Below are 25,947 nucleotides of genomic sequence, written 5' to 3'. Positions count from 1 at the left end.
AATGTAAGATTAAAATATTTTATTACAAAAAGCTAAAAATATGTCGTTTTATCTTTTACCTAAGAATTTTTGAAGTAGAGCAGTTGTAGAACTATCGTGTGATTTCACTTCATTATTTTCAATTTCATCTAAGATTGAATTGGCTAATTTTTTACCTAATTCAACACCCCATTGATCATAACTATAAATATTCCAAATGATACCTTGAACGAAAATTTTATGTTCATACATTGCAATTAAAGAACCTAAATTTTCTGGAGTTAATTGGTTGATTAATATGGTATTAGTTGGTTTATTTCCTTCAAATGTTTTGAATGGAAGTAATTCTTTTATATCTGCTTCTGATTTTCCTAATGCTAAACATTCTGCCAAAACTTCATCACTACTTTTTCCCATCAATAACGCTTCGGTTTGAGCGAAAAAGTTCGACATTAATTTGTTATGATGATCTTTTTCGTTGTGTAACGGCTTAATGAAACCAATAAAATCGGTTGGAATTAATTTCGTTCCTTGATGAATTAATTGGAAAAAGGCATGTTGCGCATTAGAACCTGGTTCACCCCAAATAACGGTACCAGTTTGGTAATTCACGGGAAATCCATTTCTATCAACAGATTTTCCATTACTTTCCATCATACCTTGTTGTAAGTAAGGTGCCAGTTTATGTAAATATTGCGTATAAGGAACAATTGCTTCGGTTTCAGCTCCAAAAAAATTATTGTGCCAAACACTTAAAAGTGCTAAAATTACGGGTATGTTTTGATTGAAATCGGATGTTCTAAAATGCACATCCATTTTATTTGCACCGGATAATAATTTTTCAAAATTATCATATCCAACGGCTAAACTAATGCTTAAACCAACGGCACTCCATAATGAAAATCTTCCACCAACCCAATCCCACATAGGGAAAATATTTTCAGAAATTATTCCAAAAGAAACAGCTTTTTCTTCATTAGAAGTCACCGCAACAAAATGTTTGGAAATGTCTTTTTCAGAAGCATTTTTTAAAAACCATTTCTTAATAGTTTCTGCATTTGTTAAGGTTTCTTGTGTCGTAAATGTTTTTGAAACAATAATGAAAAGTGTTGTTTCTGGATTTACTTTTTTAAGAATTTCTTGAACATGATCACCATCAATATTCGAAACAAAATGTACATTTAAATTGGTTTTGTAGTATTGTAATGCCTCTACAACCATGTCTGGTCCTAAATCGGAACCACCAATTCCAATATTAACTACATCTGTAAAGGTTTTTCCTGTATAACCTTTTGCATTACCCGATAAAACAGTTTCAGTACATTTTTGAATTTTCAATTTTGTATCGAAAACTTCCGGAATAATATTAATTCCATCAACAAAAATTTCTTCTGTTTTAGTAGCTCGTAAAGCTGTATGAAGAACTGCTCTGTTTTCAGTTTCGTTAATTTTTTCACCAATGAAATAACTTTCAATGGCTTTTTTTAAGTCCACTTCATTTGCCAGTTCCAATAATAAATAAATCGTTTCTTTTGTCCAATTGTTTTTAGAAAAATCTACATAAAAATCATTCCATTCAATGCTAAAATTCGTTACTCTATTTTCATCTTTAAATAAATCTTTAGTAGATTGAAATTCAATTTCTGAAAAATGAGCTCTTAATTTTTGCCAAGCAGCAGTAGAAGTTGGATTAATTTTATTTAGGTTCATTGGATTACTCTTTAAAAGTTTTGGCTGTCGTGTCGTCTAGTTCTTTTTTTAAAGGTGCAATTGTAGCTAAATATTTTTCTTTTTGTTTTTTGGTCATGGGTTCTGAAGAGGGTAATTTCATGCGTAATGGATCCACTTGAACTCCGTTTTTCCAAAAACGATAACATACGTGTGGACCAGTTGCTAAACCTGTACTACCTACTTTTCCAATGATTTGACCTTGTGTTACACTTTGTCCTCTTCGTACTAAAATTTTAGACATGTGAAGATATTGTGTAGAGTATTTTGAGTTGTGTTTTACTTTTACAAAGTTTCCATTTCCGGAAGTATAACCGGTTGCTTCAACTACTCCTGAAGCAGTTGTTTTAATAGGTGTTCCGTGTGGTGCTGCATAATCCGTTCCATTATGAGCTTTCCATTTAAATTGTACGGGGTGAAATCTACGAGCCGTGAATTTTGAAGTTAATTTGAAATAATCTAAAGGCGCTTTTAAGAACATACTTTTAGCACCAGAAGCCTTTTCATCATAATATTCTACTCTTTTTTGATTTTCATTTAACTTATAAGGAAAAGCATAGATTTTTTTTCCTTTGTATTCGAAATAAGAAGCTTCCACTTTATCCACTCCAAGATATTCCCCATTTTCAAAGTATTTTTCTTGAATGGTTACGGCAAATTTATCGCCTTTCTTTAGTTTGAAGAAGTCGATAGAGTATTTATAAATTTGAGCTAATTCGTTGGCTAAAGCAGCGCTCACTCCATTTCTGGATAATGTTTCAGATAAAGAACCATCTAATTCTGCAGCTATAGTGCGTCTTTTTAAAATTGTTGGACGTTTTTTGATTTCCACTTTAATGGAATCTCTTAAATCGACAACTAAATAACTTGTTTTGTCTTGAACGTAAACGAAAGCTTTTAAATTCTTTTTATTTTTTTTGTCTGAAAAGGTGATAAATTCTTTTCCAGCACGAATGTTTTTGATGTTGAAAGAATCTTTAACTTTTTCAGTAATATCAAATAATTTTAAACTATCGGGTAGGGTATATCCTTCTAAAATAGTACTAAAAGTATCGCCTGATTCTAAAGTGTCTTGCACCACAGTAAAATCATTAAAAATAAAACCATATTCTTTAACAATAGGTTCTTTTTTAACGGCAATCTTAGCTACTTTTTCAGACTTTTCTTGTTGACACGAAAAGCCAAGTACTAGTATTAGTAAATATAGTATATACTTCAAACTTTAATTTTTTGTAATTATTCTTCTCCCCAATTATCTAATTCTTCTTTTGTCCAAAGTTGTGGAAAGAAAATTCTGCGTTGGTATTTTGGCAACATGTATTTTTTCCAATCACTACCACCAGTTGCTTCATGACTACCTGGTACGCTTTCAATGTATTTTTTCGCAGCATTAAAATGTCCCATAACCCAAGTAATGTTTACGGTTTTATCATAATGACGCATTGCGGCAACTAAATCTGGATTTTTTTGATCAGCTTCTGGTAATTGTTTGAATTTTTGCCAAAGATTTATATTGCTGTATTCTTCCATAAAACTTAAAAATTCTTTTTTGTATTTACGTTCGAATTCTGCTAATAAATAAGATTTTTCACCTGTGTGATAATCTTTTCCAGCTGCTTGCCAATATAAATGATCTAATATTTCAGAGTATGAGGCGTTTTTATCAAAAGAGGCTCTAAATCTAATATCTACTAGGTTAATTAAATCTGTAGATCCAAATTCAATCATTCTATATTGTGCACTTTGAAATCCACTTGCTGGAGTTAAAGTGTTTCTAAATTTCAGATATTGCTCTGGTTCCATACCGTCTTTCATGATGTCGAAAGAAGTAGTAAGCATATCAAAATAACGACTAATTCTGTTTAATCGTTCAGTAAAAAATGCTGTGCTTGGTAATGCTGTATGGCAAAGTTGATCCATTTCCCAAAGGATCATTTTGAACAATAATTCATTAACCTGATGATACATGATAAATACCATTTCATCCGGTAAAGTTGAACGCTGAATTTGTAAATTTAAAAGGGCATCTGTTTGGATATAATCCCAATACGTAATTGGTTTAGCCCAAAGTAAACCTTCTAAATGTGTTTCTGTTTTTTGATTGATTTTTTCAAACTTTTCTTCTAAAAGCTGAATTTTTTCCTCAATATTATTTTGCAAAATAATTAGTTTTTAAATTTTATTGGATGCTTCAATCCTTTATATTCTTCAATATCTGCCTTTAAAGAACCAACTGCTAAACTTGCTTTTACACGGATAGGAATACGGTTGTTATCGTCTGAAATCCAAACGGTTAAACTTTCTTCTTCCTTAAAAACACGACCAGCTTGCACGTAGGGTCTAAAAATCATGCAATTTATTTTTCCAAATTTAGAGTTTATATTTTCTCTACCAATGAATTTTAGCTTAAATTTTGTTGTTTCTTCATCAAAAAACATATCAATTGTGATAGATTCACCAACATTTAACTTGTCAATTCTTGGGTGATTTCTTAAATAATAAAAAGATGATACTATATCTTGTACATTTTCAGGAACAGAAAATGTTTTTTCGGTTTTATTTTTATAATCTTTTACAAGTACAGTATTGTTAGCTTGATTGAAATATCCTTGTTGGTTTTTTTTGTAACCACCTTCATTGATATTTCTTATAAATACATAAGGTTTGTTAGTTTCTTTATCGAAATAACTTTCATAGTTATCCACCACTTTAAACATTAGTTTGGTCATACCTGTAGTATAACCTTTACCAATAACATGGTGCATTTTTTTACCATTTAGCTCTGCGTCTTTTACCTCAAGAGTGGCATAACCTGCATTTACTAAACCATAATGTATTCTTAATTTGAAAAATTCCCCTACATTATAAGCATCTACTTGACCCATATCAAAAGAGCTTGATAGTACGAAAACCGCTAGAAGTAATATAATTCTTTTCATTTTTTACTGTTTTTCTTTGAAGAATACAATTATTGTTCCAAAGTTACAAAAAACAAAAAACCCAGTCAAACGATATGACTGAGTTTTTATGCTATTAACCAACCAAAAACTATAAATTATGAAAAACTTATATACAAATGAGACTACTACCCCTCATTTGCACTGCAAAGATATGTTAAGATTTTGTGGTTTATTTAAAGAAAAATCAACTTTAACACTTTTAACAGAAAAAAACGCAAAAAAACAGGTCAAAATTTCACAATATTAAAAAATATTGAACTTTTCTTAAAGATTAAGCAATGAAAATTTTTAACTTATTGGTTTTTAAGTATTTAAATTTGATAAAAAATTCAGTTTTTTTGTCAAATTCTTCTTGTTTCTGTTGGTTTACTAATTTAAATGTAAAAAGCACTTGAAATTCAAGTGCTTTTTTGTGTTTTTTATAATGTACCTCTTAAGGCTTGTTCTCTTTCAATTGATTCAAACAATGCTTTGAAGTTTCCAGCTCCAAAACCTTTGGCACCCATTCTTTGAATAATTTCGAAGAATAAAGTTGGTCGGTCTTCAACTGGTTTGGTAAAGATTTGTAATAAATAACCTTCTTCATCAGCATCAATCATGATTCCTAATTTTTGAAGTTCATTAATATCTTCTTTAAATTTCGACATATGATCTTTTAATCTTTCAGGAATAGCATCATAATAGGCTTGAGGTGGTGTACTTAAAAATTCTACACCTCTTGAACGCATATCGGCAACTGTTTTGATGATGTCATCAGTAGCAACTGCAATATGTTGAACGCCTTCATCTTCATAGAAATCTAAATATTCTTCAATTTGAGAACGTTTTTTACCATTAGCCGGTTCGTTAATTGGGAATTTAATTCTACCATTTCCGTTACTCATTACTTTCGACATTAATGCAGAATATTCTGTAGTAATTTGTTTGTCGTCAAAGGATAGGAAATTTACAAATCCCATTACGTCTTCAAACCATTTAACCGCTTCATTCATTCTGTTCCATCCGGTATTACCAACCATATGGTCTATAAATTTTAAACCAACTGGCTCTGGATTGTAATCAGATTTCCACTCACTGTATCCTGGTAAAAAGATTCCATTATAGTTTTTACGTTCTACAAAAATAAATACTGTTTCACCGTAAGCACCATAAATTCCAGCACGAACAACTTCACCGTTTTCATCTTTTTCAACAACAGGCTCAAAGTACGATTTTGCACCACGATTTGTAGTTTCTTCATACGATTTACGTGCATCTTCTACCCATAATGCAATTACTTTAACACCATCACCATGTTTTTTTACATGTTCCCCAATTGGAGAATTACTATTTAGCGCAGTTGTTAAAACTAATCGGATTTTATCTTGTTTTAAAACATAAGATGCTCTGTCTTTAACTCCTGTTTCTAATCCTGCATACGCTAAAGATTGGAAACCGAAAGCTGTTTTATAAAAATGGGCAGCTTGTTTAGCATTTCCTACATAAAATTCTACATAATCTGTACCTAATAAAGGTAAGAAATCTTGTGCGCCTTCAAATATTTTTTCTAAGCCGTATTCGACTGATTTTATTTCGTTACTCATAATATTTTAATTTTTAATTTGTCAATATGGCAATTTGCCAATTGAAGTTATACAATAATTGCCTTATCGGCTAATTAATAAATTGGCTAATTAATCAAGCCAAGATTGGTAATATTGTTCATCTGCAATTTTCATTGCATCTTCTGTAACCATTAATGGTTTAAACGTGTCTACCATTACTGCTAATTCTTGTGTATCCACTTTACCAATACTTCTTTCTGTTGCTCCTGGGTGTGGTCCGTGAGGAATTCCAGCAGGGTGTAAAGATATGTGTCCCGCTTCAATATCATTTCTACTCATGAAATCACCATCCACATAATACAATACTTCATCACTATCAATATTACTATGATTGTACGGAGCTGGAATTGATTCTGGGTGATAATCGTATAATCTTGGTACAAACGAACAGATTACAAAAGCATCTGTTTCAAACGTTTGGTGTACTGGAGGCGGTTGGTGAATTCTACCTGTAATTGGTTCGAAATCGTGAATTGAAAACGCATATGGATAATTGAAACCATCATATCCAATTACATCAAAAGGATGTGAAGCATAAACCATTTCGAAGATTTCATCTTTCTTTTTTACTTTGATGATGAATTCTCCTTTTTCTGCATACGTTTCTAATTCTTCCGGACGACGAATGTCACGCTCACAAAATGGAGAATGCTCTAATAATTGTCCGAACCAGTTTCTATAACGTTTTGGAGTATAAATTGGACGGTGTGATTCTACAATAAACAAACGGTTATTATCGGTATCAAAATCCATTTTATAAATCATTCCACGAGGAATAACTAAATAGTCACCATATTTGAAATCAAGATTTCCATACATAGTACGTAATTTTCCTGTTCCTTTATGGATAAAAATTACTTCATCAGAATCGGTATTCTTATAAAAATAATCAGAAGTTAAATTTTTAGGTGCGGCTAATACAATATGACAATCTGAATTGGTTAAAACGATTTTTCTACTTTCTAAAAAATCATCTTGTGGTTCTACTTGAAAACCTCTTAATCGGTATGATTGAATATTGTTAGCTTTTGCGATTTTTGGTGCAACCGAATATTGTTTACGAATTTCTTTAACCATTGTTGGTCTGAATTCGTGATATGAATTCGTTGACATTCCATCGAAACCAATTGTTCCGAATAGTTGTTCATAATACAAATCGCCGTTTGGTTTACGGAATTGTATATGACGTTTATGAGGAATTTTTCCTAATTTGTGATATATTGGCATTTTATTATTTTTTAATTAGACAATGTTAAAATATGTCGATGTGCCAAAAAGTAATTTTACCCATTAAAATAATTGGTAAATAGGCACGCTAAAAAATACTCATTCAGGATTTCTCTTGATAAGGAACTTTAAGTGTGCTAATAAATCTGTCCAAAAGATTTTCATTACTACAAATATCGGAAAAATTTTAGATAAAAAAAAACGGCTACAAATTGCAGCCGTTCTTTTATATATTATTCTTCTTTGTTGTTTAGTTTTGAGTTGCGTTTTCCGTATAAGAAATACACTAAGATTCCAATAGCTAACCAACCTAAAGATAATAATTGAGCTTCTTTACTTAAATTAATCATTAAGTAAGTATTAATTAAGATTCCACACACAGCAATAACTGGTAATGCTGGAACTTTAAATGTACGTTCAATATTTGGTTGTTTTACTCTTAAAATCCAAACAGCAATACAAACCATAGTAAAGGCAAATAAAGTACCGAAACTTGTCATATCTGCTAATTTGTTAATTGGTGTAAATGCAGCAACAATTGAGATAAATCCTCCTAAAATCATTAAGTTGTTTTTTGGAGTTCCAGATAATGGGTTTACTTTAGAGAATACAGAAGGAATTAATCCGTCTTTAGACATTCCTAAGAAAATTCTAGATTGACCCATAATCATAACCATTAATACTGAAATTAAACCTACTGTAGCAGCAATTGTAATGATATATCCAGCCCAAGCTTGTCCAGCAATATCAAAAGCATAAGCAACTGGTGCTTTAATAGCTTCTGGATATTTTCCAAGTGGGTTAAAGTCTTCGTAATTCATCATCCCAGTTAATACTAAAGAAACTAAGATATAAAGTAAAGTACATACTAATAGAGAGGCAATAATTGCGAATGGTACATCTTTTTTAGGATTAATTGCTTCACCAGCTTGAGTTGAAACCGCATCAAAACCAACATAGGCAAAGAAAATGGCTGCCGCTCCTGAAATAATACCACCAATACCATAGGCTTTATGTGTTCCCGCTTTGTCTACAATTTCAGTTGCAGCAGGGATGAATGGATCCCAGTTGTCCAAATTTACAAAGAATACACCAGCAAGAATTACGAAAATAACGGCAGATACTTTTAAAAGTACGATAAAGTTATTCGCATTTGCAGCTCCTTTTGTACCTCTAATTAAAATAGAAATTACAAATAATACAATTAAGAAAGCTGGTAAGTTCATTGAGAATCCTTCTCCTGTGTAACTTGCAGGATCTGCAGTTAACCATTCTGGTAATTTAATACCAAACATTTTGAGAAGTTTATTGAAATATCCGGACCATGATACCGCAACGGTCATGGAACCCATGGCATATTCTAGAATTAAACCCCAACCAATAATCCAAGCGAAAACTTCACCAATTGTTCCATACGCATACGCATATGCAGAACCTTCTACTGGTAAAATTGAAGCAAATTCAGAATAACATAAAGCAGCAAATACACATGCAATTCCTGCAATAACAAATGAAATAGCTAACGCTGGTCCTGCATGATAGTAAGCACCTGTACCTGTAAGTACAAAGATACCACCACCAATAATTGCACCAATTCCGATCGCAGTTAAGCTCCATTTACCTAGAACTCGTTTTAATTCACTTTTTTTCATATCGGCCTCAAAGGCAGATACAGGTTTAACTCTCCAAATTGACATAATATTATTATAGTGTTTAGTTAATTAATTTTTTCAAGTTCCAAATATAGGTTATTTCACACGAAATAACCAAATGAAAACTTTTTAAAAAACAAATCCAACATTTACCCAAAAATAATCGTTATGAGTTTCGGGCGACCACGAATATTTTAGTTCAATTGGGCCGATAAGTGTTTCTAAACCATAACCTAAAGCAAAACCAGTTAATGATGGTTTGTTTAACCAAGTTTTAGTGGAATTAAAAATAAAATTTCCAACGATAGATGCGTTGTATGTAAAGTTAACGTGGTTTTTTTTGTAGAATTCGTAATCCAATGTTCCGGTTGCTTTTACAAATGAATTTCCACTCACACTTAAATAATCATATCCATATAAAGAATGAATGTTATTAGTGTCTTTAAATCCATATCCTCCCAAAACAAAATCTAAATAAGGTAGAGAGGAGTGACCAATTTTAAAACCTCCTTCATTTTCAATGATAACGGATAGTTTTTTTATGGGTTGAAAAGCAATTCCCATATCTGCTTTTCCAATAGACATCTCATCAAATTGATTGGTGTAATCAGAAGAGTTAAAATAATAGTTGAACAATCCTTTAAAATACCATCCTTTACTTGGAAAGTATTTATTATCAAAGGTATCGTGATTTAAAAACCCGAATAATGATAAATAATTGCTATTTTCTATTACAGAATTTGTATCGGGTAAATTATCAGATTCAAGTTTTAAATTTTGAAATTCAATTCCACTTCCAATAAGATATTTTCTTAAGAAAATCGTTTGAATAAAAACTCTATTGGTTAGCGATGAATAATCTAAATTGATTTTATCGAAACTACTATTATTTAAAAAATTCTGAATTGAAAAAGCGGTGTTTACATTTTTGTTAAACTTGTTTAAAGTAGAACTTACTCCAAAACTGAAATAATACCCGTTGTCTATTAAATAGTTAAAGTCGTATCTGAAATTATCTCCCAAAATAAAATCAAAAGAAACCATATCGTTTTTAGAAAATAGTTTTTTATGGGTAATGTTTAACAATCCACCACTTTTATATAATCCATCATAATGCAAAGAAAATTTTAAATAGGTATTAATTTTATTTTCTCTTAAATTGATGAAAATATCTTTATCGTTAAATTGATATTTTACCGAACTAAAGTTTTGTGTTCCATTTAAATTTTGAATTCCGTTTTGAAATTCTTTAAAACTGATTTTCGAATTTGGTTTGAAACGTAATTTACCCAGAATATAAGCTCGAGTATATTTTTTTAAATCGGTAAACCCAATATTTCCAATAAAAATAGAATCTTTTGTGGCATTTAATTTAGGTTTTGAATAATTTGGAGTTTGTAACGCTTGTAATTCTGCAAGAAAATCTTTTGCAGCAGATTCACCATTATTGATAATTTTTTTCCCATCGTTAAACGACAAAACAGAAAATCCTTTTATCTCAGGTTTGATGTAAATATCCGTAAGCTTGCGCTTATTTTCCATTTGTCCTTGTGTGTTGAAATTGGATATTTGTCCAAAAATAGTAGTCACACCTTGTAATTCACTTCTGGTTTTTAAAGCGTCCTGAACATCAACACCAATAACAATATCGGCACCAAGTTCTCTTAATTTTTCTACGGGATAATTATTGGTTACGCCACCATCAACAAGCAATCTTCCTTCTAATTCGATGGGATAAAACAAACTCGGAATCGATCCACTTGCCACTAATGCTTGCGGTAAAATGCCTTTATCTAAAACGACTTGTTCACCCGTTTCAATATCGGTTGCCATACAGAAAAAAGGTATAGGTAGTTTTTTAAAATCTCTAATATTTCTGGTATGATACGTAACTTGCGATAGGAAATTAAAATTGTACAATCCTTTTGAAAAGGCATTAGGTGTTTCTAATTTAAAATTTCGAAACGGCAAGGATAGTGCGTAAACATCGTCATTTTTTTTATTAAAAAGTAATTTGGATTTTCTTGGAACATTGTCTTGAACTAAATCGTCTATGTTTACTGTTTTAAAAATGGAATCTAATTGTTGTCCGGTGTAACCTGAAGCATACAATCCGCCTACAATAGCTCCCATACTGGTTCCTCCAATATAATCGATTTTGATTCCCAATGAATCGATAACTTTCAACACGCCAATATGTGCCAATCCTTTTGCACCTCCACCAGAAAGAACCAATCCAATTTTTGGTTTTTTAAGGGTGTCTTGAGCCTGAGTTGTTAAAGTTCCAAATAATAAGAGCCAGGTAAAAAGTAATAAATAAGAGAATTTACTACTAGAGTAGTTCACTTGGTTCTTTTTACATTTTCCTTGATTCTTAAACATTATTGTTGTTTTTTGTAAAATTCGATAATTTTTTTTGCTTTTGAAAGTCCAATTATTTCAGAAATTTCTTTTTCAGTTGCTTCTTTCAATCTTTTCACACTTTTGAAATGAGAAATTAAAGCAATCATTGTTTTTTCTCCAATTCCAGGTATGCTTTCAACAGAAGAATTTAAAGCCGATTTACTTCTTTTATCTCGATGATGTGTGATGCCAAATCGATGTGCTTCGTTTCGTAATTGTTGAATGATTTTCAAGGTTTCACTTTTCTTATCTAAATACAATGGAATAGGATCTTCAGGATAAAACAATTCTTCCAAACGTTTAGCAATTCCAATAATGGCAATTTTTCCTCGTAACCCTAAATCTTCCAAACTTTTTAACGCCGAAGACAATTGACCTTTTCCACCATCAATAATGATTAATTGAGGAAGTGGTTCTTTTTCGTCTAGCAATCTTTTGTATCTTCTATAAACAACTTCTTCCATAGAAGCGAAATCATTCGGACCTTCAACGGTTTTGATATTAAAATGGCGATAATCTTTTTTGCTTGGTTTACCATCTTTAAAAACGACACAAGCAGAAACCGGATTGGTTCCTTGAATATTTGAATTATCAAAACATTCTATATGTCGAGGTTCCACAGAAAGTCGTAAATCTTTTTGCATTTGCGCCATAATTCTATTTGTATGACGATCTGGATCTACAATTTTGATTTGTTTCAGTTGGTCTAGTCGATAATATTTGGCATTGCGTTCCGACAGGTTTAATATTTCTTTTTTATCTCCTAATTTCGGAACTGTAACTTTTATTGTTTCACCTAAATCCAATTCAAAAGGTACGATAATTTCTTTAGATGTCAAATGAAATCGTTCACGAATTTCAACAACGGCTAATTCTAATAATTCTTCGTCAGTTTCATCTAATTTTTTCTTTAATTCCAACGTATGAGAACGAATAATCGCTCCGTGGGAAATCTGTAAGAAATTAACATACGCCATCGTTTCATCGGAAACAATTGAAAACACATCAATATTAGTAATCTTCGGATTTAAAATGGTCGATTTTGCTTGATAGTTTTCTAAAACATCAATTTTATCTTTTATTTTTTGAGCCTCTTCAAACTTCATTTCAGAAGCCAGTACTTGCATATGATTTTTAAAATCTTTTAAACTTTCTTTGAAATTTCCTTTTAAAATTTCTCGAATCGCTGTGATTTGTGTTTGATAATGTTCTTGTGTTTCATAGCCTTCGCAACCACCTTTACAATTTCCAATATGATATTCTAAACACACTTTATATTTACCCGATTTAATATTGGCGGGAGATAAATCGAAAGTACAGGTGCGTAATGGATACAATTCTTTAATTAAATCTAACAATGTGTTTACCGTTTTGAAACTAGTGTAAGGCCCAAAATATTCCGAACCGTCTTTCACCATTTTCCGAGTTGGAAAAACTCTAGGGAAAGCTTCTTTCTTGATACAAATCCACGGATATGTTTTATCATCTCGCAATAAAACATTGTATCTAGGTTGTAAGGTTTTAATTAAATTGTTTTCCAACAACAACGCATCTGTTTCAGTGGGAACAACAATATGTTTGATAGTCACAATTTTTTTTACTAAAACCGCCGTTTTATTGCTTTCGTGGTTTTTAGTAAAATACGATTGAACACGTTTTTTTAAATTTTTCGCTTTACCAACATACAATATTTTTCCATCCTTATCATAATATTGGTACACACCAGGATTATCAGGTAAGGTTTGAATTTGTAGTTCTAAAGGTGTTGGCATTATAGTAGCGGTATTCTATTTTGTGAATAGTTTATTTAACTAAGTGTGTAAAACAAAAGTAACAAAAATCTATTGATTTGTTATGAACTTATTTTTACTATTTTAGCAAAAAACATAATTTGAGGAATGCCTACAGAAATGACCATTTTTAACGAAACAATTTTACCCGGAGAAAGCAAAACCATTAACATGCAAATTGCCAAATTGCATTCGATGACGGATATTGAAATTCCTATTATTGTTGAAAGAAGTAAAGTGGCAGGTCCAACCGTTTTATTAAGTGCAGGATTGCATGGTGATGAAATTAACGGAACTGAAATTGTTAGACAAATTATTGTAAATAAAATCAATAAACCTAAATCGGGTACCGTAATTTGTATGCCGATTATCAATATTTTTGGTTTTCTAAATCAAACCAGAGAATTTCCCGATGGTCGCGACTTAAATCGTGTTTTTCCTGGTAGTAAAGAAGGATCATTGGCGAGTCGTTTTGCTTATTATATTTTGAAAGAGATTATTCCACATGTAGATTATGCGATCGATTTTCATGCTGGTGGTGCGCAACGATTTAATGCTCCTCAAATTCGAATTGTACCTAATAATGAAGAATTAAAAAAACTATCAGATGTTTTTGGTGCACCATTTACCTTGTATTCTAATAATATTTCGGGTTCATTTAGAAGTTCTTGTGATGAAATGGGTGCAAAAATGCTTTTGTTTGAAGGTGGAAAATCAATTGATATTAATGAAGCCGTTATTGTAGAAGCACTTGAAGGAACCAAACGTTTTTTATCACATTTAAAAATGTTACAAAAAAAGCATGTGTGTTCACAACCGAATGATACCATTTACATTAAAAAATCGGATTGGATAAGAGCACCATTTTCAGGAATGTTTCATGGCTTAAAAACCATTGGAAGTTACGTGGAAAAAGGCGAATTAATTGCCACCATTTCAGATCCTTTTGGAAAAGTGGAACACAAAGTAAAAGCACCACATAAAGGTTATTTAATTAATGTGAACGATGCGCCAGTTATATATCAAGGTGACGCTATTTTTCATATTTCTACCATTTTAGAAGAGTAAAAGTTAAATTTGAAAACCTAACATTTATCATATTTTATCTCCGTTTTGCCGCCTAGATTTGTCAAAAAATATTAGGTATGCAGTATTGGAAAAAATTAACTCCGCAACAAAGACAAACAAGAATAGATGAAGCTTTAGTTCAAAATGTAAATTTTGCAACGGATGCCACACTTGGTTTTCCTGCTTCTCGATTAGATAGCAAAGTATTTTATGAAGAAGCACCGTTTTTGCGTGATGCTCCAACTATTAGAGCCTTTGTAGCGAATCCGAATAATATTGGTTGCCATACTTTTGGAACTTCTGAAAATGCTTTTTATGGAACACAAGAAATTGAAAGAGAAGTTTTAAGTGTTTTGGCTGTTGATGTTTTTAAATGCAAACCAAATGAATTTGACGGTTATATTTCTCCAGGAGGAACCGAAGCCAACATACAAGCAATATGGGTTTTTAGAAATTATTTTATGCATAATTTTGATGCTAAACTTCATGAAATTGCCATTTTAGCTAGCGAAGACACGCATTATTCGATTCCAAAAGCTTCAAATTTATTACAAATTGAATGGATTTCAATTCCGGTTGATTTTAATTCAAGAGAAATTCAAAAAGAACAATTAGATTTTCTTGTTTCTGAAGCTAAAAATAAAGGTGTCAAGTATTTTATAGCTGTTTCCAATTTAGGTACAACGATGTTCGGTTCGGTTGATAATCCAAACGATTATATTGAAGTTTTAGAAAAACATCAAGTTTCATTTAAATTACATATTGATGGTGCTTATGGCGGATTTGTTTATCCGTTTAGCAATGAAAAATCGGAAATCAATTTCAATAATCCTAAAATAAGTTCGATTACCATTGATGCGCATAAAATGTTGCAAGCGCCCTACGGAACTGGAGTTTTTATTTGTAGAAAAGGCTTAATTGAAAATGTTTTAACCAAAGAAGCAGAATATGTAGAAGGTATGGATTTAACATTATGTGGAAGTCGTTCCGGAGCCAATGCAGTTGCCGTTTGGATGATTTTAGCTACTTATGGTCCGCATGCCTGGTTTGAAAAAATTAGTATCTTAATGATGCGAACACAATTTTTAACCAAAGAATTAAAGAGTTTGGGGATTGAATTTTACAATTGCCCATTTATGAATATAGTTACAATAAAAGCAGAATTTATTCCTGAAAGTATTGCTCATAAATATGGTTTAGTTCCACAACAACACAATGAAAACAATAAATGGTATAAAATTGTTTTGATGGATCATGTAGAAGTCGAACATTTAACTAACTTTATAGACGAATTGAAAGCGTCTAAAAATGACTAAAAAAGAATTACGACAAAAATATAAAGCGTTACGAAAACAACTTACAGATTATGAAGTTGAAGAATATTCTTTAGAAATTGCCAACCAACTGATACATTTAGACATTTGGAATCGAAATTTCTACCATCTATTTTTGCCTATTGAAAGTCAGCATGAAGTTGATACCGAATTTATTTTACAAGTTTTAGCCGGAAAAGATAAAGATGTAGTTGTTTCAAAAAGCGATTTTGAAACGAGAGAAATGACACATTTTTTATTAACCGATAATACCAAAATTAAAAAAAACGAATACGATATTCCAGAACCTGTTGATGGTTTAGAAGTTCCAGTTTCTAAAATAGATGTGGTTTTTGTTCCCCTTTTAGCCTATGATGTAAATGGAAATCGAGTAGGTTATGGAAAAGGATTTTACGATAAATTTTTATCTGAATGTCAACCCAATGTCTTAAAAATTGGTTTGTCTTTCTTCGAAGCGGAAGAATTAATTTCTGACGTTTTGCCTACTGATATTCAACTAGATATTTGTGTTTCACTTACTACAGTTTATAATTTTTAATGTAAAATTGAAGTAAGATTACATATATTTTCTTACATTTGATTTTCTAACTAAACAACTATAACTATGACAGAAACTATTCAATCTATTCATTCTACGTTAGCGTACGCTGTTTTAGCGGTATTAATAATTGCCGTAATTAATGCTTTTGTTGGACTTTCGTCTAAAAGAAATTTTAAACCAAGCGATAGAAGTTTGTCTTTAGTTGCTTTAATTTTTAGTCACATTCAATTAGTGGTTGGTTTAATTCTTTGGGCTGTTTCACCATTAGGAAAAGAAGCGATGAGTCAAATGAGTAATGCAGCTATGCGTTTAACCGCATTAGAACATCCATTAGTAAATATTATTGCTATTGTTTTTATCACTATTGGTTGGAGCAAACATAAAAAAGAAGAAAGCAGTAATGGAAAATTCAAGAAAATCGGAATTGGATATGCTATAGGATTGATATTATTACTGTCGAGAATTCCTTGGTCGAATTGGTTGGCATAATTTTTGAAAGTCAAAATAAATCTGAAAGAAGTAAGTGAAAATTTACTTCTTTTTTAATCTTATATAATAATGAAGATGAAAAAATTTATTTACATATTACCGCTTTTAGTCGTGTTGTTTTTCCAGAAAGAGAATTTTAAAATTTTCCCTTCTCAAGAAAAGCCAAAAGCAAAAGTTACTGATACTATCAAGAAAGATTCGGTTGTTGAAAAACTAGAAATGTATCACAAAGGAGCACACGCTTCGTATTATGCAAATAAATTTAATGGAAGAAGAACCGCAAGTGGTACGAAGTTTAATAATAACGACATGACTTGTGCTCACCGAAAATTACCTTTCGGAACGAAATTGAAAATAACGGGCGTTAAAACAAAAAAAGTAGTTTACGTAACCGTAACGGATCGTGGACCATTCGTTAAAACTAAACATATTGATTTAACAAAAGCCGCTTTTGATAAAGTAAAACCAAAAGCATACGGCGGACATATAGAAGTTGATATTGAAATAGTAAAAAAATAAAAAAAAGCCTTTTACCAAGTTGTAAAAGGCTTTTTGCTTAAATAAGCATTATAAAATCGTTCATCGTTCGTTACTTCTTCATCTAACCATTCAGGTTTGTCAAAAACTTCATTTTCATGCGATAATTCAATCTCTGCCATTACCAAACCTTTGTTTTCTCCTTCGAAAATGTCCACTTCATAAGTATGATTTCCTATTGGAATTAAATACCTAGTTTTGTCAATCACACCCGATTCACACAATAAAATTAACGCTTCTGCTTCTTTAACATCTATTTCTTTTTCCCATTCAAAACGAGTGGTGCCCGAGTCATTTCCTTGACCTTTTATGGTTATAAATCCTTTTTGATCTTTGATTCTGATTCGAACCGTTCGTTCCGGATTAGAATTTAGATATCCTTGAACAATTTTTTGGGTTTGTTTCGCTTCAGCTATAAAATCTAAAGAATTGACTAAAAATTTGCGTTCTATTTCTTGCATGATGTATCAAATATTATGACTCAAATGTAAGTAAAAAAATATTTTTTTCAGTAATTTGTATTGTTATGGAACAGGTACCACTTCGAAAAATTATTCACATTGATATGGATGCATTTTATGCGTCTGTAGAGCAATTGGACAATCCTGAATTAAAAGGAAAACCAGTAGCTGTTGGCGGTAATGAAGTTCGTGGTGTAATTAGTGCAGCAAGTTATGAGGCACGAAAATTTGGAGTGAGAAGTGCCATGAGTGGTGCTCAAGCTGCTCGATTATGTGCCGATTTAATTTTTGTGAAACCGAATTTTGATCGCTACAAAGAAGTATCGAAACAAATTCGAAAAATATTTCATGAATATACCGATTTGGTGGAACCGCTTTCTTTAGATGAAGCGTATTTGGATGTTACGGAAAACAAAAAAGGAAATCCGAGTGCGACATTAATCGCTAAAGAAATCCGACAAAAAATATTTGAAACTACAGGTTTAACTGCTTCGGCTGGAATTTCCGTTAATAAATTTGTAGCAAAAATTGCTAGTGATTTTAACAAACCCAACGGACAAAAAACCGTCAATCCGGATGAAGTAGAAGCATTTATTGAAGTATTAGATGTGAAAAAATTCTATGGAATAGGAAAAGTCACCGCCGAAAAAATGTACCAATTGGGTATTTATACGGGAACCGATTTAAAATCTAAATCAATAGAATATTTGGAAGAACATTTTGGTAACAGTGGAAAAGCGTACTATAATTTATCGCGAGGCATTAGTTTTAGTCAAGTGAAACCCAACAGAGAAATGAAATCTATTGGTGCCGAACGAACTTTTTTTAAAAATCTTTCTTCCGAAATTTATATGGAAGAACGTTTAAATAATATTGCTGAAGAGATTGAACGTCGCATTAAAAAATACAAAATTGCAGGTAAAACCGTAACATTAAAAATTAAATATTCCGATTTTACCTTGCAAACTCGTAGTAAAACGTTGCCTTATTTTATTTCCGATAAAGGCTTGATTTTCGAAACCGCAAAAGAATTATTGTATCAAGAAAAACTCAAAGATTCTGTCCGATTACTCGGAATTTCATTAAACAATTTGAACACACATCAAAAGAAATTTGTGGTGTATCAATTAAAGTTTGAGTTTTAACTTATTGAAAAATTTCCGTTTCCATAGAAACTCGAACCACGTATTCAATTAATTGTCCACTTGAAGAAACGCCTCTGCCGCCCATTGCTTTACCATAGGTTTCAAATTCATTTCTTTCAGTAGAAAATCGTTCTTCATTTGCGCTATTATTGGTGGAAATATTTACAATAGAACTGATTTCAACATTAGCACTTTTGGCTAACCTTTTAGTAATTTCAATCGCATCTTTAACCGCTAAATCTTGTGCTTGTTTCATCAATTCTTCAGAATTTGTGTTGAAATAAGCAATGGATTGAATTTTATTGAATTTGGTTTTTAATAATTCTTCCGTAAAATTTTGCATTTGATTTAAATCTAGCAAAGTGAAAATAATTTTCTGAGACGATTCAAACCCTACAAATACTTCTTTGGCTAATTTGCTATCCCATTTAGAAATTTTATTGGTTGAAATTAAACTCGTTTTAATTTGTGTAGTGTCTTTTACATAATTTTTTATCAAAGTTTTTACTAATGATAACGTTTTCTGATTTTCGTTTACCGCTTCACGTAAAGTTGGTTTAACATGATCTAATTCTAGTGTAATAATAGCTGCATTAGGAAATGCTGTCACTTTCCCTAAACCATTAACTCTTATTGTGCTTTTTTGTTGGGAAAATCCAAAACCAATGCTAAATAGTGCAAATATTGTAAAATAGTAAATTGTTTTTTTCATGTTTGTTGATGATTAGTTAAATAGTAAAAATAACGCTTAATTTAAAAAAATAGTATTACAAATAAATAATTTCTTTTAACAACATAAATCGTCTATCTTTGCAGATTATAAAAGAAGTAAAAGAACATTTTAAATTTAAATAAAAGTTTGTTGAAGAATGAATTTTAAATTTTAAATTTTGAATTTTGAAAAATAACAAATGAAACACATTAGAAATTTTTGCATCATTGCACATATCGATCACGGTAAAAGTACCTTAGCGGACAGACTTTTAAGTGCTACGCAAACCGTTTCTGCCAGAGAAGAAAAAGCGCAGTTATTGGATAATATGGACTTGGAGCGTGAGCGTGGAATTACCATTAAGAGTCACGCTATTCAAATGGAATATACTTACAAAGGAGAACAATATGTTTTAAACTTAATTGATACTCCAGGACACGTAGATTTTTCCTATGAAGTTTCTCGTTCTATTGCCGCTTGTGAAGGAGCATTATTAATTGTTGATGCTGCACAAAGTATTCAAGCGCAAACCATTTCAAATTTATATTTAGCGTTAGAAAACGACTTGGAAATTATTCCAGTTTTAAATAAAGTAGATTTACCTTCAGCCAATCCGGAAGAAGTATCAGATGATATTATCGATTTATTAGGTTGTGATTTGGAAGATATTATTCACGCTTCTGGTAAAACAGGTTTTGGTGTTGAAAATATTTTAGCCGCAATTATTGAAAAAATTCCAGCGCCAAAAGGAAATAAAGACGAACCTTTACAAGCCTTAATTTTCGATTCACATTATAATCCATTCAGAGGAATTGAAGTAATTTACCGAGTGGTGAATGGTGAAATTAAAAAAGGTCAGAAAATTAAATTCATGGCTACTGGGAAAGAATATTATGCGGATGAAATTGGAACATTAAAATTAAATCAAGTTCCTAAAAATGTTGTTTCTGCTGGTGATGTTGGATATTTAATTTCTGGAATTAAAGAAGCAAAAGAAGTAAAAGTTGGTGATACAATTACTGATGCGGTACAACCAACTACCAATATGATTACAGGTTTCGAAGATGTAAAACCAATGGTATTCGCCGGAATTTATCCTGTTGACACGGAAGATTATGAAGATTTACGTGCTTCAATGGAAAAATTACAATTGAACGATGCCTCATTAGTTTTTGCTGCAGAAAGTTCGGCTGCTTTAGGTTTTGGTTTCCGTTGTGGATTCTTAGGAATGTTACACATGGAAATTATTCAAGAGCGTTTAGAACGTGAATTCGACATGACAGTTATTACAACGGTTCCTAACGTTTCGTATTTAGCATACACTAAAAAAGAACCGGATACTCCAATTATTGTAAATAATCCAAGTGATTTGCCAGACGCTACAAAATTAGATAGAGTAGAAGAACCATATATAAAAGCAACTATCATTACAAAAGCAGATTTCGTAGGAAACGTTATGAGTTTATGTATTGAAAAACGTGGACAAATTACAAATCAAACCTATTTAACTACTGAGCGTGTTGAATTAAATTTCGATATGCCTTTAGCGGAAATTGTATTCGATTTTTATGATAGATTAAAAACCGTTTCTAAAGGTTATGCTTCTTTTGATTATCATCCGATTGGAATGAGAGAATCGAAATTAGTAAAAATGGATATCTTATTAAACGCAAATCAATTAGATGCTTTATCGGCTTTAATTCACGCAGATAATGCATACAACATTGGTAAAAAAATGTGTGAGAAATTACGCGAGTTAATCCCACGTCAACAATTTGAAATTCCAATTCAAGCATCTATCGGTGCAAAAATTATCGCCAGAGAAACCATTAAAGCGTTACGTAAAGATGTAACTGCAAAATGTTATGGTGGAGATATTTCTCGTAAACGTAAACTATTAGAAAAACAGAAAAAAGGTAAAAAACGTATGCGCCAAGTTGGAAATGTAGAAATACCACAAGAAGCTTTCATGGCTGTATTGAAATTAAACGATTAAAAATCAATAAGTTCAGTTTATAATAATGATTCGTAGATAGTAGTTTTACGAATCATTATTTTTTATATATTGAGTGTCTTATGAAAGGATACATTATGAAAAAGATTTTATATATATTAATGCTTTGTGCTTCGGTTTCATTCTCTCAAACCATAACCGTTGATAATACTACAAATTCACCCACAGATTTAGTAAATTTATTATTAGGAAATTCATGTGTAGCCGTTTCCAATATTTCAATTTCATCCAATCAATCAGTTGGATATTTTAATAATAACGGCTCTTCATTTCCCATTAATCAAGGGATTATTTTACGAAGTGGAAATATTTTAAATACACAAGGTTTATATACTGACACCAATTTAAGTACTACAGCTTCAGGCGGTGGAACAGATGCTTTTTTACAAAATTTAAGTAATACTAGTAGTGGTACTTCAACAGCATTAACGGATTTATCTTATATTCAATTCGACTTTATTCCGATTTCTTCTTCATTTAGTTTTGATTTCTTATTTGCTTCTAACGAATACGGACAATTTCAATGTTTATCTAATGATATTTTTGCTTTTGAATTAACAAATTTAGGAACAGGCGTAACTACAAATTTGGGTGTTATTCCAGGAACTTCAAATCCGGTAACGGTAAAAAATATTAAGAATTCATTATATAACAATACGTGTAGTTCTACTAATCCTTCACTTTTTGGTGTTTATAATGTTAGTAATCCGGCTGCTTCAACGTTAAACATGCGTGGACATACCGTTGTTTTAAATGCATCTTCAGCGGTAGTTCCAAATACTTCGTACAGATTGAAATTGGTAATTGCCGATTATGGAGATTCCGATTTTGATTCAGCCGTATTTATTTCGGGAGGAAGTTTTACCAACACTTTAAACCTTGGAGCAGATCAAACGATTTGTGCAGGTAATACAGCTGTTTTAGATACTCAATTAGATAATACGTATACATATCAATGGTATCAAAACGGAAATCCAGTAGGTGGAAATACATCAACTTATACGATTAACGGACCAGGAACGTATACTGTTGAAGTTACTAAAGGTTCTTGTTACTTAACAGATACTATTGTTTTTAATGATTTATCGGTAACGAATCCAATAAATTTACAAACATGTAATACGGGTGCGCCTAATTATACGTTTGATTTAACAACCAATAATGAAACGCAATTAGGAATTGATAATTCGACTTATGACGTGTTTTATTATGCCTCTCCAGCTGATGCTGCAGCTAATATTCCAATTGCTTCTCCAAACAATTTTTCAACGGTTGCAGGTCAAACTATTTATGTGAAAATATTTAATACTGTTACCAATCAGTTTTGTGATGCAGTATATCAATTTGATTTGATAATTAGCGCAACCGTAAATGCAACACAACCTGCCGATGTTGAACTATGCGAAACTGCCGGTAGTACTTTTTACTTTTTAGCCAACTTAGATTCGGATGTGTTAAACGGTCAATCTGGATATACGGTTTTATATTATACCTTTCAAGCTGATGCTATCGCTGGAAATGGGGCAACAATTACAAATGTAGATTTACCAAATGGAACTTCAACAGTTACAGTTTGGATTAGAATGCAAGACAGCACAAATCCATCTTGTTTTGATGTAACTAGTGTAGATATTATTGTTCATCCCTTACCAATTGTAGATGATATTGCAGATGTTGTGGAATGTAGTAGCTATGTGTTACCTGTTATCACCAATGGAAATTATTTTACTGGTCCGAATGGTACAGGAACACAATTAAATGCAGGTGATACAATTGATATAACAAATACCTATTTTATTTTCATCGGTCCTGATGCAAATGGTTGTACAAATGAATCTTCATTTAATGCTTATTTTGTAGATGAATACGAACCTACATTAGACAATTGTGGGTCATTTACGATTCCAAATCCTCCTTATAATATTGGGGCTTTTTACACTGCTCCTGGCGGTCCAACAGGAACAGGAACTTTAATTCCGGTAGGTACAACCTATACAAACACAACTCAAACAAGTATCGTACAAACGGTTTATTTTTATGCTGAGGTAAACAATGTATTTTGTAGAGATGAACAATTTGATATAAACATTCATCCAATTCCATTAGCTGATGATCCGGTTGATGTAACGTATTGTAATTCATATGTTTTACCATCTTTAACCAATGGTTTCTATTATTCGGGAAGTGGTGCAACGGGAACGCAATATTTTGCTGGTGATGCCATAACAACTTCTCAAACAGTTTATGTTTATAATTCAAATACTTTTACTGATGTTAACGGGAATCCAGGTTTTTGTGTAATTGAAAATCCGTTTCAAGTAAATATTGTTGATACAACTGTATTTACTAGTATATCTAGTTGTGTGAGTTATGATTTACCTCCAATTTCTTTTGGTGGATATTTTACAGCTCCAATGGGTGGAGGAACGCAATTAGACCCAACCATTCCAATTACAACTTCACAAGTGGTGTATTATTATGCGAATACCTCTTTATTGCCAAATTGTACAGATAATTTAAATTATAATATCACTATTAATCCGTTACCTGCAGTTGATACTATTCCATCAGGAACTCATTGTGGTGAATTCATATTACCAACATTAACAAACGGATCTTATTTTATGTATTCAGGTGGTCCTAGTGCAATTGGTCAAGTGCCATTAAGTGCGAGTCAAATTATCGATTTAACGGGGAATAATTTAGCCCCTGGAACGTATTATATTTACGCTGGTCCGGATGCCAATTCTTGTGTACAAGAAAGTAGTTTTACTATTTCTATTACCCCACTACCAATAGTTGATGAATATATTAATCAAGTTCTATGTAATCCGTATTCAATTCCAGCTCCAACAGTTGGTCAAATTTATACAGATGCTGGTGGTCCAACTGGAACAGGTGTTTTAGTTTCACCTACTGATGTTTTTAATGCCGATCAGAGATTTTATTTATACTACCAAGATCCAGGAACAGGTTGTATTGTTGACAAACCTTTCGAAATGTATTATAATGGAATTAACTTGCCAGATTATCCAAATGTAAATGTTTGTGATTCGTATACTTTACCGGTTTTAACTCATGTTCCTCCTGAACCTACTACAAATTATACAATCGGATATTTTTATAATAATGACGGTACAAACCCAGTACCTAATGGAACGGTTTTCACACCTTTAACTGCTAATCCAATTTCAGTTTTTGTTTATGCTGTTAATAATGGACGATTTGGTGTGAGTTGTGTTGAGGTAGATGAAATTGTGATTACAGTTTCTGAAACTCCTAATTTATCAACTTTGGCGTTGGTGTTCGATCCTGAAGAATGTGGAACATATGTGTTGCCTAGTTTGCCTCCAGTTCCATACACTATTGGATATTTTTCTCAGCCAAATGGGGTAGGACCAATTACTGATTTAAGTATTGAAAACACAGGGACAACTTCTCAAAATTACACGTATTATGTTTATGCAACAGCTACAAATAATGCTAATTGTAATGACGAACAAGCCTTTAGTTTTACTGTTCATCCATTATTAAATTTCCCTATAAATGATGGTTTAATTTGTGTAGATCCAATTACGAATATTGCTTTTGATTCTTATACGGTTAATACAGGATTAAATCCAGCTCAGTATACAGTAAATTGGTATTTGAATGGGACATTAGTAAGTACTGGTCCAAGTTATAGTGCAACCGCTGCAGGAACCTATACTGTTGAGTTTATCAAATTATTTCCAGATGTTGGCGCAAATTGCAATTATAATACTTCAACTTTTAATGTTGTAGCTTCTAGTCCGGCTGTGGCTAATTTTACAGTAAGTGCAGAATTTGATTCCAATACAACCTTTATAACTGTAAATATTACAGACGGATTAGGAAATTATTTATATCAATTAGAATATCCTGATGGAAGTACAACTGCTTTTCAATCGAGTAATACATTTACCGATTTAGAATCAGGAGAATATTTTGTGAATATTTATGATATGTTAGGTAATTGTTCACCCACAAGAGTTGGTCCAATTTACATTGTGAATTATCCTAAGTTTTTCACTCCAAATGGAGATGGTGTAAACGATTATTGGAACATTTATAATTTAAGTTTTTCAAATGATGCTATCATTTCAATATTTGATCGTTATGGTAAATTGATTAAACAAATTACGCCTTCAAGTATTGGATGGGATGGAAAATATAATGGAAAAGATTTACCTTCAACAGATTATTGGTTTTCGGTAGAATACACTTCGCAAAGCAATAATAAAGCGATATTTAAATCGCATTTTACGTTGAAGAGATAATAAGA

The 25,947-nt window shown here is 31.7% G+C and carries 19 protein-coding genes; 8 read left to right on the top strand and 11 right to left on the bottom strand.

Going from position 1 to position 25,947, the window contains the following annotated elements; translation table 11 throughout:
- Window positions 1-48: 48 nt before the first annotated feature.
- From pgi to uvrC, 9 genes are all read right to left on the bottom strand, one after another.
- Complete coding sequence (pgi, locus tag BMY86_RS07255; RefSeq protein WP_091467071.1) at window positions 49-1,689, bottom strand: glucose-6-phosphate isomerase; 1,641 nt, start codon at window positions 1,687-1,689, stop codon at window positions 49-51.
- Between the two features lie 4 nt (window positions 1,690-1,693).
- Window positions 1,694-2,926 carry a M23 family metallopeptidase gene (locus BMY86_RS07250; RefSeq protein ID WP_091467067.1) on the bottom strand — a complete coding sequence of 411 codons (1,233 nt, stop codon included), beginning with the start codon at window positions 2,924-2,926 and terminating at the stop codon, window positions 1,694-1,696.
- A gap of 17 nt (window positions 2,927-2,943) precedes the next feature.
- A complete protein-coding gene (locus tag BMY86_RS07245; protein ID WP_177177151.1) occupies window positions 2,944-3,873 on the bottom strand; it encodes a tryptophan 2,3-dioxygenase family protein in 930 nt (309 codons plus the stop codon).
- Window positions 3,873-4,646: a DUF3108 domain-containing protein gene (locus BMY86_RS07240; protein ID WP_091467062.1), complete on the bottom strand. Its 774-nt coding sequence runs from the start codon at window positions 4,644-4,646 to the stop codon at window positions 3,873-3,875. The genes BMY86_RS07245 and BMY86_RS07240 overlap by 1 nt, the downstream gene beginning before the upstream one ends.
- Before the next feature lie 440 nt (window positions 4,647-5,086).
- Entirely contained in the window at window positions 5,087-6,250 is a 1,164-nt protein-coding gene (hppD, locus tag BMY86_RS07235) for a 4-hydroxyphenylpyruvate dioxygenase (RefSeq protein ID WP_091467059.1), read from the bottom strand.
- A gap of 90 nt (window positions 6,251-6,340) precedes the next feature.
- Window positions 6,341-7,498, bottom strand: a complete 1,158-nt coding sequence (locus BMY86_RS07230) for a homogentisate 1,2-dioxygenase (protein WP_091467056.1) — start codon at window positions 7,496-7,498, stop codon at window positions 6,341-6,343.
- Window positions 7,499-7,731: 233 nt separating this feature from the next.
- On the bottom strand, window positions 7,732-9,195 hold the full coding sequence (locus BMY86_RS07225; RefSeq protein ID WP_091467053.1) for an APC family permease: 1,464 nt from the start codon (window positions 9,193-9,195) through the stop codon (window positions 7,732-7,734).
- Window positions 9,196-9,279: 84 nt separating this feature from the next.
- Window positions 9,280-11,532 carry a patatin-like phospholipase family protein gene (locus BMY86_RS07220; protein WP_091467050.1) on the bottom strand — a complete coding sequence of 751 codons (2,253 nt, stop codon included), beginning with the start codon at window positions 11,530-11,532 and terminating at the stop codon, window positions 9,280-9,282.
- Window positions 11,532-13,325, bottom strand: a complete 1,794-nt coding sequence (uvrC, locus tag BMY86_RS07215) for an excinuclease ABC subunit UvrC (protein WP_177177144.1) — start codon at window positions 13,323-13,325, stop codon at window positions 11,532-11,534. The genes BMY86_RS07220 and uvrC overlap by 1 nt, the downstream gene beginning before the upstream one ends.
- A 138-nt stretch (window positions 13,326-13,463) precedes the next feature.
- Between uvrC and BMY86_RS07210 the strand changes: the two genes are divergently transcribed.
- The 5 genes from BMY86_RS07210 (at window position 13,464) to BMY86_RS07190 (ending at window position 17,294) form a co-directional block, all read left to right on the top strand.
- Window positions 13,464-14,411: a succinylglutamate desuccinylase/aspartoacylase family protein gene (locus BMY86_RS07210; RefSeq protein WP_091467487.1), complete on the top strand. Its 948-nt coding sequence runs from the start codon at window positions 13,464-13,466 to the stop codon at window positions 14,409-14,411.
- A 77-nt stretch (window positions 14,412-14,488) separates the two neighbouring features.
- The gene (locus tag BMY86_RS07205) at window positions 14,489-15,727 is read left to right on the top strand and encodes a pyridoxal-dependent decarboxylase (protein WP_091467044.1); all 1,239 of its coding nucleotides are present in this window, start codon (window positions 14,489-14,491) and stop codon (window positions 15,725-15,727) included.
- Window positions 15,720-16,283, top strand: coding sequence for a 5-formyltetrahydrofolate cyclo-ligase (locus tag BMY86_RS07200; RefSeq protein ID WP_091467041.1), 564 nt, complete (start codon window positions 15,720-15,722; stop codon window positions 16,281-16,283). Before BMY86_RS07205 ends, BMY86_RS07200 begins: the two co-directional genes overlap by 8 nt.
- 66 nt (window positions 16,284-16,349) lie before the next feature.
- The gene (locus tag BMY86_RS07195) at window positions 16,350-16,775 is read left to right on the top strand and encodes a hypothetical protein (protein WP_091467039.1); all 426 of its coding nucleotides are present in this window, start codon (window positions 16,350-16,352) and stop codon (window positions 16,773-16,775) included.
- A 75-nt stretch (window positions 16,776-16,850) separates the two neighbouring features.
- Window positions 16,851-17,294, top strand: a complete 444-nt coding sequence (locus tag BMY86_RS07190; protein ID WP_091467037.1) for a septal ring lytic transglycosylase RlpA family protein — start codon at window positions 16,851-16,853, stop codon at window positions 17,292-17,294.
- Between the two features lie 11 nt (window positions 17,295-17,305).
- Here BMY86_RS07190 and BMY86_RS07185 read toward each other — a convergent pair whose 3' ends face one another.
- Window positions 17,306-17,773, bottom strand: a complete 468-nt coding sequence (locus tag BMY86_RS07185) for a CYTH domain-containing protein (protein ID WP_091467035.1) — start codon at window positions 17,771-17,773, stop codon at window positions 17,306-17,308.
- Window positions 17,774-17,838: 65 nt separating this feature from the next.
- On the opposite strand from BMY86_RS07185, the gene dinB reads away from it, so the two are divergent.
- Entirely contained in the window at window positions 17,839-18,918 is a 1,080-nt protein-coding gene (dinB, locus tag BMY86_RS07180; RefSeq protein ID WP_091467033.1) for a DNA polymerase IV, read from the top strand.
- 1 nt (window position 18,919) lies between these two features.
- Here the strand turns inward: dinB and BMY86_RS07175 are convergent, their stop codons facing one another.
- Window positions 18,920-19,630 carry an SIMPL domain-containing protein gene (locus BMY86_RS07175; RefSeq protein WP_091467031.1) on the bottom strand — a complete coding sequence of 237 codons (711 nt, stop codon included), beginning with the start codon at window positions 19,628-19,630 and terminating at the stop codon, window positions 18,920-18,922.
- Window positions 19,631-19,829: 199 nt separating this feature from the next.
- On the opposite strand from BMY86_RS07175, the gene lepA reads away from it, so the two are divergent.
- Window positions 19,830-21,626 (top strand): translation elongation factor 4, encoded by a 1,797-nt coding sequence (lepA, locus tag BMY86_RS07170; protein WP_091467029.1) that lies wholly within the window; start codon window positions 19,830-19,832, stop codon window positions 21,624-21,626.
- Between the two features lie 95 nt (window positions 21,627-21,721).
- Window positions 21,722-25,942 (top strand): T9SS type B sorting domain-containing protein, encoded by a 4,221-nt coding sequence (locus BMY86_RS07165; protein WP_177177143.1) that lies wholly within the window; start codon window positions 21,722-21,724, stop codon window positions 25,940-25,942.
- Window positions 25,943-25,947 lie beyond the last annotated feature (5 nt).

It is taken from the genome of Flavobacterium urocaniciphilum (genome assembly GCF_900110615.1).
In the GTDB taxonomy this organism is placed as follows: Bacteria; Bacteroidota; Bacteroidia; order Flavobacteriales; family Flavobacteriaceae; genus Flavobacterium; species Flavobacterium urocaniciphilum.
This window is presented reverse-complemented; position numbering and strand designations above follow the sequence as displayed.